This window comes from Rhizobium sp. PL01 (genome assembly GCF_033447125.1).
In the GTDB taxonomy this organism is placed as follows: domain Bacteria; phylum Pseudomonadota; class Alphaproteobacteria; order Rhizobiales; family Rhizobiaceae; genus Pararhizobium.
The window spans coordinates 1-15,055 of the sequence record NZ_JAWQUM010000020.1 but is presented as its reverse complement, the minus strand read 5'-3'; the positions used below and the strand labels follow the sequence as shown (position 1 = coordinate 15,055).

Below are 15,055 nucleotides of genomic sequence, written 5' to 3'. Positions count from 1 at the left end.
CAATAATGTTACAGCGGTTGGAGTGATGGCTGCTTCATAGGCGGAAAGCATGTGGATGAAAGCACATTGTATCAACCGTGGCGGCGTGGGTGGACCCTTTAGACCGGCAACACGAGTTTCGGCCGTGGTGCGATCAAACCGGATAGCAAGAGGTCTCCGTACGGGGCGCGACTAGGTCCTCGTCTAGACTTCGGGTCTGATCAAAAACCGGACCCGTGCCCGGCGATAGGCGTCCGGGATCGAGAGTGCCCAAATGAACAATCCGCCCGCATGCCGCCCGAGAAAGGACTGTTCCGGCGTGGTGGTCATGTAGGTCAGGAATGAAAACAACAGGACGAACAGTGCGAATGCCAGCCCACGGCGTGCCTCGCCGATCGCGACGTGACCAGCACCGGGCAGCACGATCGACAAAAGGAGAACGAAGTAAGGATTTACCGGTTTCGACACGCGCAACCTTCAAGCAACTTGCAAGACAGCTAGCCTGTCTGCTTCAGAGTAAATCGTACTCAGGTCTGCCGCCAGCGCAATGGCCTGAGCGATTGTTGCGGCCGGAATCGTCTCGAGCGAAAACCGCGCCTGCCGCAGAAACATGTGCGCCGCACGTTCACCTTGCGATGCCTGATAGATTAGCCGGTTTGCCTTAGAGGTCATCACCGCCTCCTTCACCTTTTGATCGGCAAACAGAAGCTGGAAATGCCGGCCGGCGATCGCCGCCTGTTCAGCGGTCGCGCGTCCGTCGCCCCGCATCAGCAACGACATGCCCATTTCGGGCGGTTTCATCCACTCCGGAAAGCCGTGAACCAGCGAATAATATTCTGAACCGGTCGGACGGGCGAGCGCGCCAAGCGACGGACGGTCGCGCGCATCGCTTTCGAACAACGTCACCTTCAGCCAGAGTTGCGGCAAACGGCGTGTCACCATCGTATCGGCGATCAGCTCAACCCGCACGTGACGGCCGTCTTCGATCAGCCCGGTGACGACGGGAAACTGATCTGGCGCAACGCTGATGCCGGGTTCGCTGAGCAGCGCATGGGCTTCATCGAGCAAGCGGCCGCGCTGTCGCATCGCCTCATGATGTGCACGTATGGCGGCGCGAATGAACCAGACGACGGCCAGCAAGGCAAAGGCGCTGAGCAGGTGGTATATCGTCAACCCTGGTCCCTCCAAGCAGTGGACCCGCAGCCGTTGATCCGGCTGCGGGTTAAGTTCAGATCAATACCCTTCCGGCCGCGGCCAGGGCATGGTGAACTGATCGCCCCGGCGCACGAACCGGTAACGCCGGAAGTGGAACCACAGCGATGCGATAATATAGAAACTCACCATCGCGATGAGCTGTGTCCCGTAGCCCAGGAACACGGCAACATAGGCCGTGGCGCAGAGGATCAGGAGTACGATCGTCGGCAAGGGGTGCATCGGATGCACATAACCGCGCTTGATCGTGTCGAGCGGCCATTTCCTGCGGAACATCACCATGTTGAAGGTCATAAACGTATAGCCCAGTAACCCGGACAGGATCGAGAATGTCACGACCTGGTCCAGCGGTGCGCCGAGTGCGAAGATCAAGGCGATCGGCACGAGGAAGATGATTGAGCGGTAAGGCGTGCGATAGACCGGGTGCACCGCACCGAACCAGATCGGCAGGTAGCGGTCACGGCCCATCGAAAACCAGGCCCGCGAGGCATCGTTGATACAGCCGTTTGCAGACGCAAGTGTCGAAAACATCGTGCCGATGAACAGCAGAACCATCAAGCCGCGATTGCCGGTGACACGGGCCGCATCAAACAGCGGCGTTCCGGCCTGACCGAGATATTCCCAAGGGATAAGCCCAGAGCAGACATACCAGGTCATGGTCGCGGCAATCAGCAGCGTCATGATACCAGCCATGGTGCCATAGGGCAGCGACCGGGCAGGCGAGCGCACTTCCTCGGCCGCCTGGCAGGTGCCCTCGATGCCGAGATAATACCAGAGACCGAAGTGCAGGGATGCGAGAATGCCGATCCAGCCATATGGCATGGGATCGGTGGTCACCGCCGAGAAATCGAGCGGAACGCTAGACACGCCAAACTGCACCGACAGGAACAGGGCAATGATGGCCATGAACGCGACCGCTGTGATCACGAGGTTGAAGGTCAGTGTTGCCAGCACGCCGCGATAATTCAGCCATGCCAGGAACATCACGCAGAGAACGATGAACGGTTGCTGGTGCAGGCCCGTATGGCCTTGCATGCCGGCCACCGTGTCGAGCAGGAAGCCGATGGTGATGGCGTTGGCGGCCTCGAGCATTGTATAGGCCATGACGAGGAACAGCCCGACATTGAAGGCCATCAGCGGACCGACAATGTGTTTGGCCTGTGCATATTGGCCACCGGCTGCGGCAACGGTTGATGTTACCTCGGAATCGATCATTGCCACGCAGGTATAAAGCAGGCCGGCCACCCAGCAGGCGATCAAGCCAGCAATCATGCCGCCTTTGCCAACGGCGAAATTCCATCCCATATATTCGCCGACGAGAACGATGCCGACGCCGAGTGCCCAGATATGAGCGGGTCCAAGGACACGCAGAAGCTGCAGCCGCTCAGGCTGGCCGACGGCGGTTTTGGTGTCTACCATGTCTTGCCCCTCACAGTGTGTGACGTTCGGCTGCCGCTTCGATCTCGCCTTCGCGGGATGATGTCAGCAGGTCGTTGTCATAGGTGGTGTCGATGCGCACCATGTCGGACAGCATCAAAAAGGCGAAGACCGCCGAAAGGGCCCAGGCCGCGTATTCCAGAACAGTCCAGATATCCATTGGTGCCCCCACTATTTCTTCTTGGCGCCGAAGCGTTCAGCGATGACGTCGCGATATTCCCTGTCCGACAGCCGCACGACCAGAACGAAATATCCGATCACCAGGATTGCCATGACCACGAGGGCTATCCAGCTGAACGAATAGTCGAAACGGGCGGTAATGATGTCGTTGGCCGCCGCCGGATCAGTGACGCCAAGCGCGGCCCACTGCTGCTGCTCGGTGGCATTCTGGCCGAGCGCCTCCCACGTCGGGTTGGCGATGGGCGCGGGCGTCTTGGCCGCACCTGCGAGGCCAAGATAGAGTGGAAGATAGAGCGCCCCGACTGTCAGAACCAAGAGGGTGATGACGTCGAAAATCTGCCCGGCGAAGCTTTGTTTCGGTGGTTTATAAGCCATGATTTCCTCCTAACGCTTGCGGCGGCGCATCTCGTCGAGATGTTTGAGGTCGAGCCCGTAAATGAAATGCTTGTCTTCCTGGTAGTGCTTGAGCATGGCAAGAATGGCCGCAGTATTAAATACCAGAACCAAGCCACAAGCGGTTGTCAGGATGATACGGATGGCAGGCACGGAGATGTAGGGCCATATCGTCACCAGTGCGAACACCATCGTGCACCACAGCACCGTTATGAAGACAATCAGGCCTGCCCTGTCGCGTGAGTGCATCCGGTCAATGCGGGTCGCAAGGTGCGCGTCGGCACCTGCCTCGTGGATTATCATGCGTTCCTCCCAGAATACGCTTTCAAGTCCAATATTGCCTTAAAGGCAAATTATTTTCCTCCAACGAATATTGCGCTCCGGCCATTTGGTCAAGCCAGGCGTGCGCCAAAATGCCGCATTTGCTAAAAAAGAGGGCAATAAAGGACGCGCCAGCCACCATCGTCACCGGCGGTCGGGATTCTCGTTTCGGCAAATCAAGATTGGCTATTTCAGCCCGGAGATCTCTCCGAATTAAACGCTGTGCAGATAGCTTGCATATTCCAGGTCGGAAATATCGCGGTTGAACACGGCGAGTTCCTGGCGTTTACAAGTGGAAAACATCTCAATGAGTTTCGGCTGGAAAATCCGTTTGACGATCTCGCTTTGCTCGAACAGATCGAGTGCGGCCGGCCATGTGGTAGGAAGGGACTTCGCGTCGCTGGCGTAGGTATTGCCAGCCGTTGGCATTGGTGGTTCGGCATGCCGGTTGATCCCGTCAATTGCCGCCCCCAGAATGGCCGCGATCACGAGATAAGGATTGGCATCAATACCCGCGACGCGGTGTTCGATCCGGCGGGCAACGGCGGGACCGCCGGGAATGCGGATTGCAGCTGTCCGGTTTTCATAACCCCAGGCCGCTGTGGTAGGCGCCAGGCTATCCGGGCAGAGCCTGCGAAACGAGTTCAGGTGCGGCGCAAACAAAGCGGTGCAATCGGGCATCGCATCGATCAGGCCGGCCACTGCCTGCCGCATCAAATCCGTGCCTTCCGGACCGCCATTGTCGAAGACATTGCGGCCTTGCGCATCCACGATGCTGAAATGCACATGCAGCCCGCTGCCGGAATGTGCGGGGTACGGCTTGGCCATGAACGTCGCGGCGAACCCGTGCTTGCGTGCCATGTTGCGAACGATCTGCTTGAAGAAGACGGTATCGTCGGCCACCTTCAGCGCATCGGGACCATGCACTAAGTTGAACTCGAACTGGCTCGGCCCACTCTCCGACGTTGCGGCATCGACAGCGACACCGCATGCAGCGGCCATCGCGTAGACATCATCGAGGAAAGGGCCAACCTCGGCCAGTTCCTCCAGCGAGTAGATGGTATCCTTGGCATCCGCATGGCCAACCGGCATCTGCGTCAACGGCTTGGCTCGCGGCGATTTGGGGTCAATCAGATAGAATTCGACTTCTGTCGCAACGACAGGGGTCAGTCGAACCGCCCGAAACTTGTCGAGGATATGTGCCAACGTCCGGCGCGGATCGCCGAAAAACGGCTCGCCGGTTTCCGCGCGCATCCACATCGGCACGAACTGCGCCTGCGTTGCGGACCAGGCCAACGGAATCGGTCCGCGCTCCGTCGGTTCACAAATGCCGTCCAGATCGCCCTGGTCCAGCGTCAGCGAATTTGCAAAGACATCCGTCCCCCAGATATCGACTCCGATGGAGGACATCGGCATACGGATACCGCTCTTCAAAATCTTGTCGAGCGATGCTGCCTCGACGCGTTTGCCGCGAAAGCAGCCGTTGAGATCGCAGGTCGCGGCCAGAACGTAGGCGCTGCGCACTGGGTCTTGTCCAGCCAATAGCCCCTTGATTTCGTTGGTCATGATGTACTCCCTCAGGGCTTTGGCGACGCATGGATTTCATTGCAATTTCTGACGGCTGACATTACGTGCCGTCGCTGAACGGGCAGCGCGTCCCCAACCTTACTGGCATCGGGAAAATGTCCGGCGCGACGAAAAGTGCTCCATCGCACACGTCATGCCACGTTTACCCCGGTTTGCGGGAAATTGTTGTCTTTGCAGAGCAGCAGCCCACCGGCAAACATGGTCTCAAGCATGGTAGCGGTCGATATTAGACGGGGCATCTGCAGTGCTTTGCTCTTAGGCGTTGCTTCCGGTTCGTTGAGAGCGATCGGGATGCTCGCAAAGGTATCGATAAGCATCAGATTGGCAAGCCGTTTTCCTCATGTCCAATGCCATTTTTGGATTCCAGATCCACCAGTAGAAACAGGCGATTGCGATGACATCGGGAACTTCAATCGTCACACCAACGGGAGAATGGCGCGCAATAGGTTTAAGAATGCACGACATGCCGGCCCCACCGGAGCAGTCAGCACCTTGATCCGATCACTGCAGGTGAAGATCGCCGCTGATTGGATAAAGCGCCGCAGGCTGTCCGGCTTGACTTCGAACCGGGTTTGGTTCAACGCAACGGCATGATGTCGAGTATCGTGATCCACCTTCGGCGAGAGTCTAAACTCTCGAAAACCGGCAATTAGCCCGAACGTTGAAGAAGCCCTGGCTTGACGTTCGGGAAGGCCAGGTTTCTAACATGATCACTCGACCGCCATTGCGCACCCCGTTGCAGGTCTCCGGGAATTCGATACCCACCCACGTTTGACCTCCGCGCTGCCTGGTTGATTGGCGCCGTAATTGCAAACCATGCGGGTATATCGGCGCAATTCAGGCAGCAAAGCTTCCGGAATACTTCGACTTGGCTAAACAGGCATCCGACAACGGCGCGCGCGCAACCATCTGCCGCGCGCTTTCCAAACTTGGCTATTGCTCCCGCACACAAGCCGAAAAGCTCGTCGCCGAACGGCGCGTCACACTCGGCGGGCGGGTGGTTACCAATATCTTGGCCTGGGCTGACGTTCATACGGACACGATAGCGGTTGATGGCGTTCGTCTTGTTGCGCAATCCAGCGTCTATCTCATGCTCAACAAACCACGTGGCATGGTCACCACGAGGATCGATCCGGAAGGACGCCCGACGGTCTTCGACTGCCTCGAGCACATGGATAATCCTTTCCTTTCCCCCGTTGGCCGTCTGGACAAGGCAAGCGAAGGATTGCTGCTGTTCACCAATGATACGGTGCTCGCCCAGCGTCTGCTCGACCCGGTCACCAATGTCGGCAAGATTTATCATGTTCAGGTCAAGGGTGCGCCGACTAACGATATGGTTGCCCATATGCGTTGCGGCGTGTGCGAGGGCGGCGAAATGCTCAAGGCTTCAGCCGTCAAGATTCTGCGTTCGGGAGACAGAAACACCTGGCTTGAGGTCGAGTTGAGGGAGGGGCGTTACCGGCAAATCCGTAGAATGCTCAAAGGGCTGGATATGGAATGCCTCCGGCTGGTCCGGGTCGCGATTGATGATATCAAGCTGGGGGATCTGGCGAAGGGTACGGCCCGCACTCTTGATCGGCATGAGGTCGAGATACTGCGGCGGCGGACGAAGACCGGGTAAGCCACCCAAACTACAATCCGCAATGCGCCAGCCGCCCTGACCTCAACCTGGGAATTCTTCAAAATCACCTCAGAAAAAAGGGCCTCCAGTAAACGGAGACCCTGAGTTTTGAAGGATCAACCTCCAGAGGGAACGGTTGAAGCGATGGACCGGGAGGAGAGGCCATCGGAAGCTTCAACCACCGTCAATATGCTCAATTCAGCGGCAGAGAACAACGAATGACGTCCTACAATCTCCCCAAAATTAGATGTTTTGCCCAAAGCCCAATGCCAACCCGCATTTTTGTACCCACCGGAAAAAGCGCCTCCTACCGCTTGTTCACATGAGCGGTGGAGAAAATGTCCACGGGTAGCGGCCCTGGTCAAGTTTTGATGCGCGCCGCGTGCTGGAAAGGTGAAACCGTATTTCGCGTCGAGTTTTTTTCATCTCCTCAATGACCAACAGCCGCGAATTTCCGCAATCGCCGCTGCGAATAATCTGCAGTTTCTTTTGTCTATTAAATTTATGGATAATAATACTCACTCTGCCCTGATCGACAGGTCATGGCATTTCGCGTTGCAGATGTGAGGACATGATGAGCCTGCTGAGACATTTTGACCGCCTTCAAGCCATGAGGGACAAATTGGAAACAAAGCTCGATCTAGACGACGCGGGCTTTTCGGGAATGGGCTACAGGGCACGGTGCGATCTGCGCGAGCGCATATCCGAGATTTCACAGGAGATCTCGGAACTGGAGCGGGCGCGCTATTTCCAAAGCTGACGGCGTTAAATGGTGAGGAGTAACCAAATGACACCCACCCTGATCTTACCTGGATTAAACGGGTCTAACGACGGACATTGGCAGCGGTTCTGGCTGCAGGACAATGCGGAAAGCCGTTTGGTCGAGCAGGATGACTGGAAATCGCCAAGGGTTGAAGCCTGGACAAACCGTCTTGAAGAGGTGCTTGTTCAGCAAGGGCCAGCTTACATCGTGGCCCACAGTCTTGGGTGCCTGCTGGCTGCAAAATGCGCCGATAGGCCATCGGCTAAGTTGATCAAAGGTGCTTTGCTGGTTGCGCCCTGTGATTTGTCCACCACGGAAAATCTTCATCCAGGCGCAATCCATTTTGGCCGGATGCCGACCCGCGTTCTTCCCTTTCCAACAATCACCGTTGGAAGCTTGAACGACATCTATATGCCGTTGGAAAGCCTGTCGCTCTACGGCCGCCTCTGGAAAACCCAGGTCAGAAACATCGGGCCAGCCGGTCACATAAATATCGAAAGCGGTTTCGGCCGGTGGACGGGGGGCTACGAATTGTTGACCCTGCTGAAAATGAATGCAAAGGCGAACAGAAATTACGCCCAGCCTCAGGCACAAGGCGTTGAGGTTTTGGCGGCACGAGCGATCAAGACCAGCACTTCCCGCTAAGAAAACAATCGCAAGCTTGTTTGCCCCATATTTGGGAGATGCGTCAGTCGGTGGCCCATTCCGCGAGTTCCAACAGCGCGGCTCGCTTCGACGCCGCACCTGACGCAATAATGGTTATGCGGCACACCGTAGCGGGCAACAAAAGCTGAAAACCTGCGAAAGTACCCCTGCAACAGCAGGATCGGCGCCCAGATACGGATTGGCGATCCAGGCACGGATGGGCCGGGATAGGGCCTATGAAAAACGCTGCAAGCGAACCCGAACACCTCCGAGATGCGCTCGCCTAGCTGCCGCAACCTTTCGACCTGCTATATCTCGCCCTCCCACATCATCGCGGGCGCGAACAGACGACTTTCTCAAGGACGCTTAGGAGCCTGGGTCAACCACACCATGTCTCCCGCGTCCGCTGAAACAGTCTCGCCCAATCCAAAACAAGGAGACCAGCTATGCCTGATAAAACGCCGCGTGCGCGCCGTATGGCACCTATTAGAACATCCGCAGGGCTGTTGATCCACACCCGGAATGAGCGGAACAGCCGGAAGACAACGGATCAGCGCTTTGCCACGGCTGCGCGATCACATTTCCTGCGAGCGCAAAAATGAATAGGCCGATGAAGGTGCAAGAATGTTCTTTGGAATCGCTGCATACACGAACCCTCGACAAACTTACGCTACCGCACTGGCGCAGGTACGGTGATCGTGCATTTGTAATCCTTGCTGGCCTCGGTGGCAGCTTTAAGGCAGGTCGCCACCTGCGCCTTGTTCGCTTCGATCAGTTGATCAGCCGACACCACCCGGGACCAAGACTCCGGACTATCGAACGCCATGAGGTCCATGCCTGCACGCCACGGCGATTTCGCCATGACGAAGCTTGCGACACGCGGTGCGGCGGAAAACGGCAATAGGCTCGGCAGGAACAAGGTCGCAAGAATGCCAGCGGCCCCGCCGACTAAACCGATAACCAAGAGCCATTGATTTTGTGTTCGGCGCTCGCGGGCGCTTGTCATCTGTCCTGCTAATTCACGCGCCAGCTGCTGGAAATCCCGGCTCTCGTTCTGAAGCTGGTGTGCGGCCGTCTTCACGAGGCTCTCGCCACTGTGCTCAAGCGCGCGAGCGTAATGTGCGGGTCCATTTTTGAGGATGGGTGATTTCCCGAGAGCTTCGAGATGCTGCGCGATCACGACTTGGTTCTGGGCGAGCTGCGCGAGGTCTTCGCCATAATCGATCGGCTGCTGGACTTTCTCTTGAGCGTCCAAGGCCGCTTCGACGCCTTTCCGGATCGTCGTCATTTCCCGCACGAGATCATCGGAGATGTCCTCAACCGTTCGACGGAGTGCCTCGAACGCCTGTGCCGGATCGCCAGGCGCATGCTCCTGGCTGTCGATGCCTCCCCGCTCGAATGGCCCTGTGTCGTCATCCGTCATGCCTGCTCCTATCGTTCAAGCTCCTGCCTGCGCCCGCGCGTAAGCTGCTGTTCCATCTGCTGGGTGATCTTGTGATCACGCTTAAGGGAGCCGATCCCGAGTTCCTGCGCTCGGTTGAGAACGATGGTTTCGACCTGTGGATCCCGCTCTATCGCACCCGCCACCTGACGCAATTGCCCCTCGACCTTGCCCCGCGCCTCGTCATGCTCCCAGCCGGCAAGCTCCTTGCGTTCGCCCTGTAATTCCTGCCAGCGATTGATCAGCCGATCGGCCCTGACATTCGGGTCGGCTTGCAAGGCACGCTCCCGGTCCATGCCAGCGACAAGCTGGCCCACACGCTCGCGGCCAGAAAGCTCGTTCACGGCGCGATCAGTCTGCGGATCGTGCTGGATGGCCGATATCATCAGACGGGACGCGCCCGGCCGCTGCTGATCGAGCCCAAGGCTCGCCTGTCGCAATTCAGATTTCTGAGCTTCCAGAACCGGCAATCCTTGGCGATCATGTCGTTCGACCGCACTCAAGGCCCGGGCGAACCGATCGACGGACTGCTCGAATCCCGACATCGGCCGCAAGCTCTCATCCCTCTCCGCCCGCAGCAGTCGCGATACATCGCCGCGGTCCCGCGTGAAACCACGATCCGCATTGAGCCTCAATCCGTCGAACATCCGCCGCTTGGGAGGTTCCGTCGTCTGTGGCTGATTCCGGGGCCTGTCGGCTTGATACTGAGCCGGGGCTACCTTGGGTGGTGCGCCGCGCCGAAGTTTCAGGCCGGCGAACGGGCTGGGTCGCTGTGTCTGCGGTTGCTTGCGAGCAGTATTATCCTCGCGTTCCTGCCCGCGAGTTGCTGCAAGAGTAATCTCGCTGCATATCCCAGGTTGCTCGGCCATCCCCCTTCGTTCGGCAAATCGGCGTTCGCCTAAATCACGTGTATAGTCCAGCGTGGTTTCCTTGACGCCCGACCGGCTGAGACGCTCTTCCAACTGCTTGAACGCCAGCTCGTCGGCGCTGTGGACCTTCCAAGAGTTCCGCTCGACCGTCTGACCGTCAGGAAGCCGCACAGTTTCCGATCCGCCATGCTCAAGCCCTATCTTCGCCCCGATCTCGGGCTTGGCCTCCGACATCGCCCGTTTGATGTCCACGCCCCAGGTTGTATGCTTTTCACCCTTGTCGTTTTCCAGCGTCACGAAATAGCTGTCGCGATTTCCGGGCGTGTTTTCATAGGGGGCTGTTCCGTGCTCGACCAATCGGCCTGCCTTGCGGTCGCTGAACTCTTCAGCGCTGGCATAGAGCTCGACGCCGTCGCGATGACGGGTCATGGCGACATAGGTCAAATGCCGGTCCATCGAGCCCGACGCCATGACGAATGCATGGTCCACCGTCGAGCCTTGGTTCTTGTGGATCGTCGTTGCGTAGCCATGGTCAAAACTTTGATAATCTTTGACCGATACCGTCACCTCGCGGGCGTCTACGCCAGCACTCTTTCCGTTGAGCCGAACCTGTATTGCATCCGGCTCGACGGACAGCACCTCTCCCAACGTGCCATTCTTAACGTCAAGGCCGCGATCGTTCTGCAGGAAGACGAAGCGGTCACCAGGCGCGAACGCCCGTTTGCCATCATTGGTCTGGAAGAGTACCTCGCCACCTTCTTCGCCACGCCCCAGCTGATTACTGTCCTGCAGTGTCGATCTGATCTCGTCATTGAGGGCGCGAACATCGACACGACGATGTGCCATCGCCACCCGGCTTCCCTCCGGACGCGCGTCAAGATCGGCAAGGTAATCCCGCACGATTTCGGCGCGCGCGCCGTCGCGTGTCTCGGCGAATCTGATGTCGCCATGCTCTCGATAGGCGGCCAGGCCCTCTGCCGTTGTATGGGTCGCAAACGATACCGACGCCTCGCGCTGCCAGTCCGCACGCTGCCTGCGTATTTCGGACAATTCGGCGTGGCCGATCTGCTCGGCGATGGCCCGGAATGGTGCACCGGCGCCGATCGCCTGTAGCTGCTCATGATCGCCAACGAGGACAATCTTCGCACCGGTCCTCTCCGCCTCCCCAATGAACCGCGCAAGTTGCCGGCTTCCGACCATGCCAGCTTCATCGATGACGAACACATCGCGACGGCCAAGTTGATGACGATCAGACCTGCGGTCGGCGCCCGACTGCCAACGATATTCCCAAGATGCCAATGTCCGTGAGGCAATACCGGAAGACTCTTCCAGTCCCTCGGCGGCCTTTCCTGACAAAGCCGCTCCGTGCACCGTGTAGCCTTGGCGCTCCCATGCCTCGCGCGCAGCGGCGAGCATCGTGCTCTTGCCAGCGCCGGCGTAACCGACGACAGCCGCGATCCGCTCTGGCCCGGTGATGTACTCGATCGCCTGGCGCTGCTCACGTGACAACGCAGCCGAACGATCCCCGGCGCTTGACCGGATCGCCTTGTCCTGCTTTTCTATCGAACGAACGACATGATGCCGATCAACGCCATGGCTCCGCGCATGTTTCATGACCTCAGCACGGTCAGCCATGGCGCTTTCGATCCCCACCATTTCGCGGGTAGAATACCGCGCAAGCTCGATCACGCCCATCTCGGGGTTCGCCCGCTCCGCCTGTAATTCGACCAGCGCCTTCGATGCCATCACAGCCGCAAACGCATTCTGGAATGCCTGCGCATCGTCGTTGATGTAGCGATGCAGCGTCCGTGCGACATCGTGGCGATCGAACACGCTCTTCTCACCGGTAATGATTGTTAAAACCTCTTCCGGCTTTTCCCGGATCAGGTCGGCATTGCGCCTTGCAGCCTCGTCATCCAGCCGCGTGCGCGACACTTCCCCGCCCTGCCGGTCGATCTGTGTGGCATGCACACCCATATGTCCGGTTGGCTCTATCTCAAGACCGCGCTCCGAATGCGAACGATGATCGATCCGGATTTCCAGACCCGCCCGCGCCAGGTGCTCGTTGGCCATGTGCTCGAACGATTGCCGGATATCGCGGATCTGCATCTGTGAAGTTGGGAGCCCCTCGGGCAACAGCTCCTTGTTGGCGCGCTCGATATGGGTCTTCGCCCCAAGGCCCTCCGGTCCCACCGTTCGCGTCGTCATCAACACATGCGCATGATAATTACGAACGTCCCCCTCGACATGAGGATGATGCACAGCGAAATCCACCGCCGTGCCATAGCGATCCGCAAGGCCTTGAGCGAACTCCCGCGCCAATCCAATCCGCTGCTGCGACGACAGTTCATGCGGCAGGGCAATTTCGAATTCGCGAGCGACACGGGCGTCCTTGCGGTTTTCCGCAAACTCCGCCGCATTCCACAAAGCGGAACGGTCCTTCGCCCATTCAGCCGACACGCCGTCCGGAAGCACGATCTCGGCATGCTCGACGCCCTGCTTGTCGCGAAAGTCGTGCACCAGGCCGTCGCGCTCATTGGTCAGCTTTTCCGCAGCTCGATAGGCCGCAGCAGCCACAGCACTTCGGCCGGAACCGCGCGCGACAGGCTTCATGCTCAAATGATAGATCGCCATTCGATCTATCTCCCCTCCCGATCTCCGATCGACGCATCTGGGTTGCGCAGCAACCCGTAAGTGCGCCCTTGTAACCTCTAACGCTCCGCTCCTTCGGCCACGATTTGGCGCTCTCGGTCAGCCCCAACGAAACAATTTCATCGGTGGAGTTTGCCAACTTGAAGCAGATATTTCAAGGCAAGATAACTTGGGATTGCATTTTTTGGGTTGAGGCTTGCTCGCAATCAGATATTCTATGGGGCATATCCACGCCGTTGATGATTTGGAACTCCCGAGGAACAACATCGTATGCTGGTGCAGCAGGGAACCGCTCGAAACCCACGCATAGATCTTAATCTAGTCTGCACGCTTGCGGGAATTGCCGGCGCGCTCCCTGCATCAGCCTTTTATTCAGTCGGCTTCTTCTCTGCCAACATGACATGCAATGTCTCCATTCTCTCTGACCATATCGCTATCGGCCAATGGCTCTCCGGGTTGTTCTATTTCACCATTGCTGTCGCATTCATCATTGGCGCGAGTCTTTCGACACTGTTGATCAATGCCGGACGGCGACGAAACATCCAAGGCATCTACGCTTACAACATTCTGGGCGAAGCCATTCTACTGGCGTTGCTGGCGATCGCCGATCTTTGCATGCTGGGTACCTGGCGCGTATCTGTGGTGGTTCTAGGTCTTGCTTTCCTGATGGGATTACAAAACGCGGTCGTGACGCGGATCTCCGGCGCGCGCGCTCGCACCGCCCACGTCTCCGGCATGGCGACCGATATCGGCATTAAACTGGGGATCGCTTTCGACATTCTGAGCGGCCGTGCTCGCGAAACTGATGCTGTATTCAATCTCTCAAAATTGCGCCTGCACTTTTACACCATTGCTGCGTTCCTGCTCAGCGGCATTCTCGGCGTCCTCCTCTATCAGGCCATCACCGGCTGGCTTCTGATCGTCGCGTCAATGCTTCTGTTCTTCATCGCCATGATGGGGATCTCAAGCGCACGCCGCACTTTCTGGCCGTGTGGTGGAGCCCGCTCCTATGTCGAACTCCGATGACCCGACCCCTGGCCTGTAATCTCTGTCACCGAAATATTCGCTAACCCCGAATGGAAGAAAGGTACATAGACCATGCCACGCAAATCCATCGAGGAACGTCTGGCGCAGATCGAGGTGCAGCGCAAAACTCTGAAAGCGCGGCTTGGTCAACAGGATCGCAAGGACGATACCCGCCGCAAGGTTTTGTTGGGTGCACTTGTCCTGCATCGACTGGAGAACTCTAACGACGCCGACTTCACGCGACGTCTCAGCGATTGGCTGTGTGCAGAACTGCCAGGCTTTCTGACGCGGGATGGAGATAAAGCGCTCTTCGACGAGATCCTCAATGCGCCCACAGTGGATCCGCACGCACGACGCAGTCAAGGACCGACAAATCTGCACGACAGATAATTGCGCGGAGCTTGGTCGAAAGCCGCGAAAACGGAAACATTAAATCAATGTATCGGCGGCCCGGATTTGCTGGTGTTCAGAAATTGCCCGAGTTGGGAAAGTATCTCGCACACACCATCAGGTAGGAGCGTAAGGCGGTCGGTCTTTCCCGCGAAACGTTTGGCGGCATGCTTGGAATCGCGGAAAAAGTCTTTGGACGCTTCAGATCAGGGACGTGCCGGCAGAAGTTTTGCCGGGCCTGATCGACATCAGTTTTTGCCTGACACCCAAACTGGCAAACAGACGCACCAACTAGAGCGTGAGGACGACAAATAATGAGGATCACCAGGGCATTTTCGGCGATGTTTAAACGTGGCTCGGAAATCTTCGCAGCCAGGATAAGTGGAATTTGCGTCTGAGTTCGGCTTAGAAACCGAGAACAGGAGGTGGCATGATAAGACGACCGCGCCGGAATCACAGCCCGGCTTTCAAGATCCCATGGGGAGTGAACAGCGGCCGAAGCTCTGGCAAAGTGAGGCTGCAATAACGCACTCACTCCA

16 protein-coding genes are annotated in these 15,055 nt (G+C 57.9%); 5 read left to right on the top strand and 11 right to left on the bottom strand.

Going from position 1 to position 15,055, the window contains the following annotated elements; translation table 11 throughout:
* Positions 1–183 precede the first annotated feature (183 nt).
* The 8 genes from R6X40_RS30725 to R6X40_RS30690 all read right to left on the bottom strand — a co-directional run bounded on the left by R6X40_RS30725 (position 184) and on the right by R6X40_RS30690 (position 5,426).
* Positions 184–447: a hypothetical protein gene (locus R6X40_RS30725; protein ID WP_318418899.1), complete on the bottom strand. Its 264-nt coding sequence runs from the start codon at positions 445–447 to the stop codon at positions 184–186.
* A 9-nt stretch (positions 448–456) separates the two neighbouring features.
* Entirely contained in the window at positions 457–1,152 is a 696-nt protein-coding gene (locus tag R6X40_RS30720) for a hypothetical protein (RefSeq protein WP_318418897.1), read from the bottom strand.
* A gap of 60 nt (positions 1,153–1,212) precedes the next feature.
* The gene (locus R6X40_RS30715) at positions 1,213–2,610 is read right to left on the bottom strand and encodes an APC family permease (RefSeq protein ID WP_318418896.1); all 1,398 of its coding nucleotides are present in this window, start codon (positions 2,608–2,610) and stop codon (positions 1,213–1,215) included.
* Positions 2,611–2,620: 10 nt separating this feature from the next.
* On the bottom strand, positions 2,621–2,788 hold the full coding sequence (locus R6X40_RS30710) for a hypothetical protein (protein ID WP_318418976.1): 168 nt from the start codon (positions 2,786–2,788) through the stop codon (positions 2,621–2,623).
* A gap of 11 nt (positions 2,789–2,799) precedes the next feature.
* Positions 2,800–3,183 (bottom strand): hypothetical protein, encoded by a 384-nt coding sequence (locus tag R6X40_RS30705; protein WP_318418895.1) that lies wholly within the window; start codon positions 3,181–3,183, stop codon positions 2,800–2,802.
* A 9-nt stretch (positions 3,184–3,192) separates the two neighbouring features.
* A complete protein-coding gene (locus R6X40_RS30700; RefSeq protein ID WP_318418893.1) occupies positions 3,193–3,504 on the bottom strand; it encodes a hypothetical protein in 312 nt (103 codons plus the stop codon).
* 231 nt (positions 3,505–3,735) lie between these two features.
* Positions 3,736–5,088, bottom strand: a complete 1,353-nt coding sequence (locus R6X40_RS30695; RefSeq protein WP_318418892.1) for a glutamine synthetase family protein — start codon at positions 5,086–5,088, stop codon at positions 3,736–3,738.
* 152 nt (positions 5,089–5,240) lie between these two features.
* Positions 5,241–5,426: a hypothetical protein gene (locus R6X40_RS30690; protein WP_318418891.1), complete on the bottom strand. Its 186-nt coding sequence runs from the start codon at positions 5,424–5,426 to the stop codon at positions 5,241–5,243.
* A gap of 518 nt (positions 5,427–5,944) precedes the next feature.
* Here R6X40_RS30690 and R6X40_RS30685 point away from each other — a divergent pair.
* From R6X40_RS30685 to R6X40_RS30675, 3 genes are all read left to right on the top strand, one after another.
* The gene (locus R6X40_RS30685; protein WP_412178501.1) at positions 5,945–6,730 is read left to right on the top strand and encodes a pseudouridine synthase; all 786 of its coding nucleotides are present in this window, start codon (positions 5,945–5,947) and stop codon (positions 6,728–6,730) included.
* 571 nt (positions 6,731–7,301) lie between these two features.
* Positions 7,302–7,490: a hypothetical protein gene (locus R6X40_RS30680; protein WP_318418889.1), complete on the top strand. Its 189-nt coding sequence runs from the start codon at positions 7,302–7,304 to the stop codon at positions 7,488–7,490.
* 27 nt (positions 7,491–7,517) lie between these two features.
* The gene (locus R6X40_RS30675) at positions 7,518–8,138 is read left to right on the top strand and encodes an RBBP9/YdeN family alpha/beta hydrolase (RefSeq protein WP_318418887.1); all 621 of its coding nucleotides are present in this window, start codon (positions 7,518–7,520) and stop codon (positions 8,136–8,138) included.
* A gap of 670 nt (positions 8,139–8,808) precedes the next feature.
* Here the strand turns inward: R6X40_RS30675 and R6X40_RS30670 are convergent.
* Together R6X40_RS30670 and traA are read right to left on the bottom strand one after the other, a co-directional pair.
* A complete protein-coding gene (locus tag R6X40_RS30670) occupies positions 8,809–9,561 on the bottom strand; it encodes a DUF6118 family protein (RefSeq protein ID WP_318418886.1) in 753 nt (250 codons plus the stop codon).
* An 8-nt stretch (positions 9,562–9,569) separates the two neighbouring features.
* Positions 9,570–13,082, bottom strand: coding sequence for a Ti-type conjugative transfer relaxase TraA (traA, locus tag R6X40_RS30665; RefSeq protein ID WP_318418885.1), 3,513 nt, complete (start codon positions 13,080–13,082; stop codon positions 9,570–9,572).
* A gap of 288 nt (positions 13,083–13,370) precedes the next feature.
* Here traA and R6X40_RS30660 point away from each other — a divergent pair, with 288 nt between their 5' ends.
* Together R6X40_RS30660 and R6X40_RS30655 are read left to right on the top strand one after the other, a co-directional pair.
* Entirely contained in the window at positions 13,371–14,126 is a 756-nt protein-coding gene (locus R6X40_RS30660) for a YoaK family protein (RefSeq protein WP_318418884.1), read from the top strand.
* Between the two features lie 72 nt (positions 14,127–14,198).
* A complete protein-coding gene (locus R6X40_RS30655; RefSeq protein ID WP_318418882.1) occupies positions 14,199–14,516 on the top strand; it encodes a mobilization protein in 318 nt (105 codons plus the stop codon).
* Between the two features lie 76 nt (positions 14,517–14,592).
* On the opposite strand, the gene R6X40_RS30650 is transcribed toward R6X40_RS30655, so the two are convergent.
* The coding region (locus tag R6X40_RS30650; protein ID WP_318418881.1) for a hypothetical protein at positions 14,593–15,055 on the bottom strand (463 nt) is incomplete at its 5' end.

Coding starts and splice junctions, on each gene's coding strand:
- R6X40_RS30715 (WP_318418896.1), bottom strand. CDS start 2,610: ATGGTAGACACCAAAACCGCCGTCGGCCAGCCTGAGCGGCTGCAGCTT.
- R6X40_RS30710 (WP_318418976.1), bottom strand. CDS start 2,788: ATGGATATCTGGACTGTTCTGGAATACGCGGCCTGGGCCCTTTCGGCG.
- R6X40_RS30705 (WP_318418895.1), bottom strand. CDS start 3,183: ATGGCTTATAAACCACCGAAACAAAGCTTCGCCGGGCAGATTTTCGAC.
- R6X40_RS30700 (WP_318418893.1), bottom strand. CDS start 3,504: ATGATAATCCACGAGGCAGGTGCCGACGCGCACCTTGCGACCCGCATT.
- R6X40_RS30695 (WP_318418892.1), bottom strand. CDS start 5,088: ATGACCAACGAAATCAAGGGGCTATTGGCTGGACAAGACCCAGTGCGC.
- R6X40_RS30690 (WP_318418891.1), bottom strand. CDS start 5,426: ATGCTTATCGATACCTTTGCGAGCATCCCGATCGCTCTCAACGAACCG.
- R6X40_RS30680 (WP_318418889.1), top strand. CDS start 7,302: ATGATGAGCCTGCTGAGACATTTTGACCGCCTTCAAGCCATGAGGGAC.
- R6X40_RS30675 (WP_318418887.1), top strand. CDS start 7,518: ATGACACCCACCCTGATCTTACCTGGATTAAACGGGTCTAACGACGGA.
- R6X40_RS30670 (WP_318418886.1), bottom strand. CDS start 9,561: ATGACGGATGACGACACAGGGCCATTCGAGCGGGGAGGCATCGACAGC.
- traA (WP_318418885.1), bottom strand. CDS start 13,082: ATGGCGATCTATCATTTGAGCATGAAGCCTGTCGCGCGCGGTTCCGGC.
- R6X40_RS30660 (WP_318418884.1), top strand. CDS start 13,371: ATGCTGGTGCAGCAGGGAACCGCTCGAAACCCACGCATAGATCTTAAT.
- R6X40_RS30655 (WP_318418882.1), top strand. CDS start 14,199: ATGCCACGCAAATCCATCGAGGAACGTCTGGCGCAGATCGAGGTGCAG.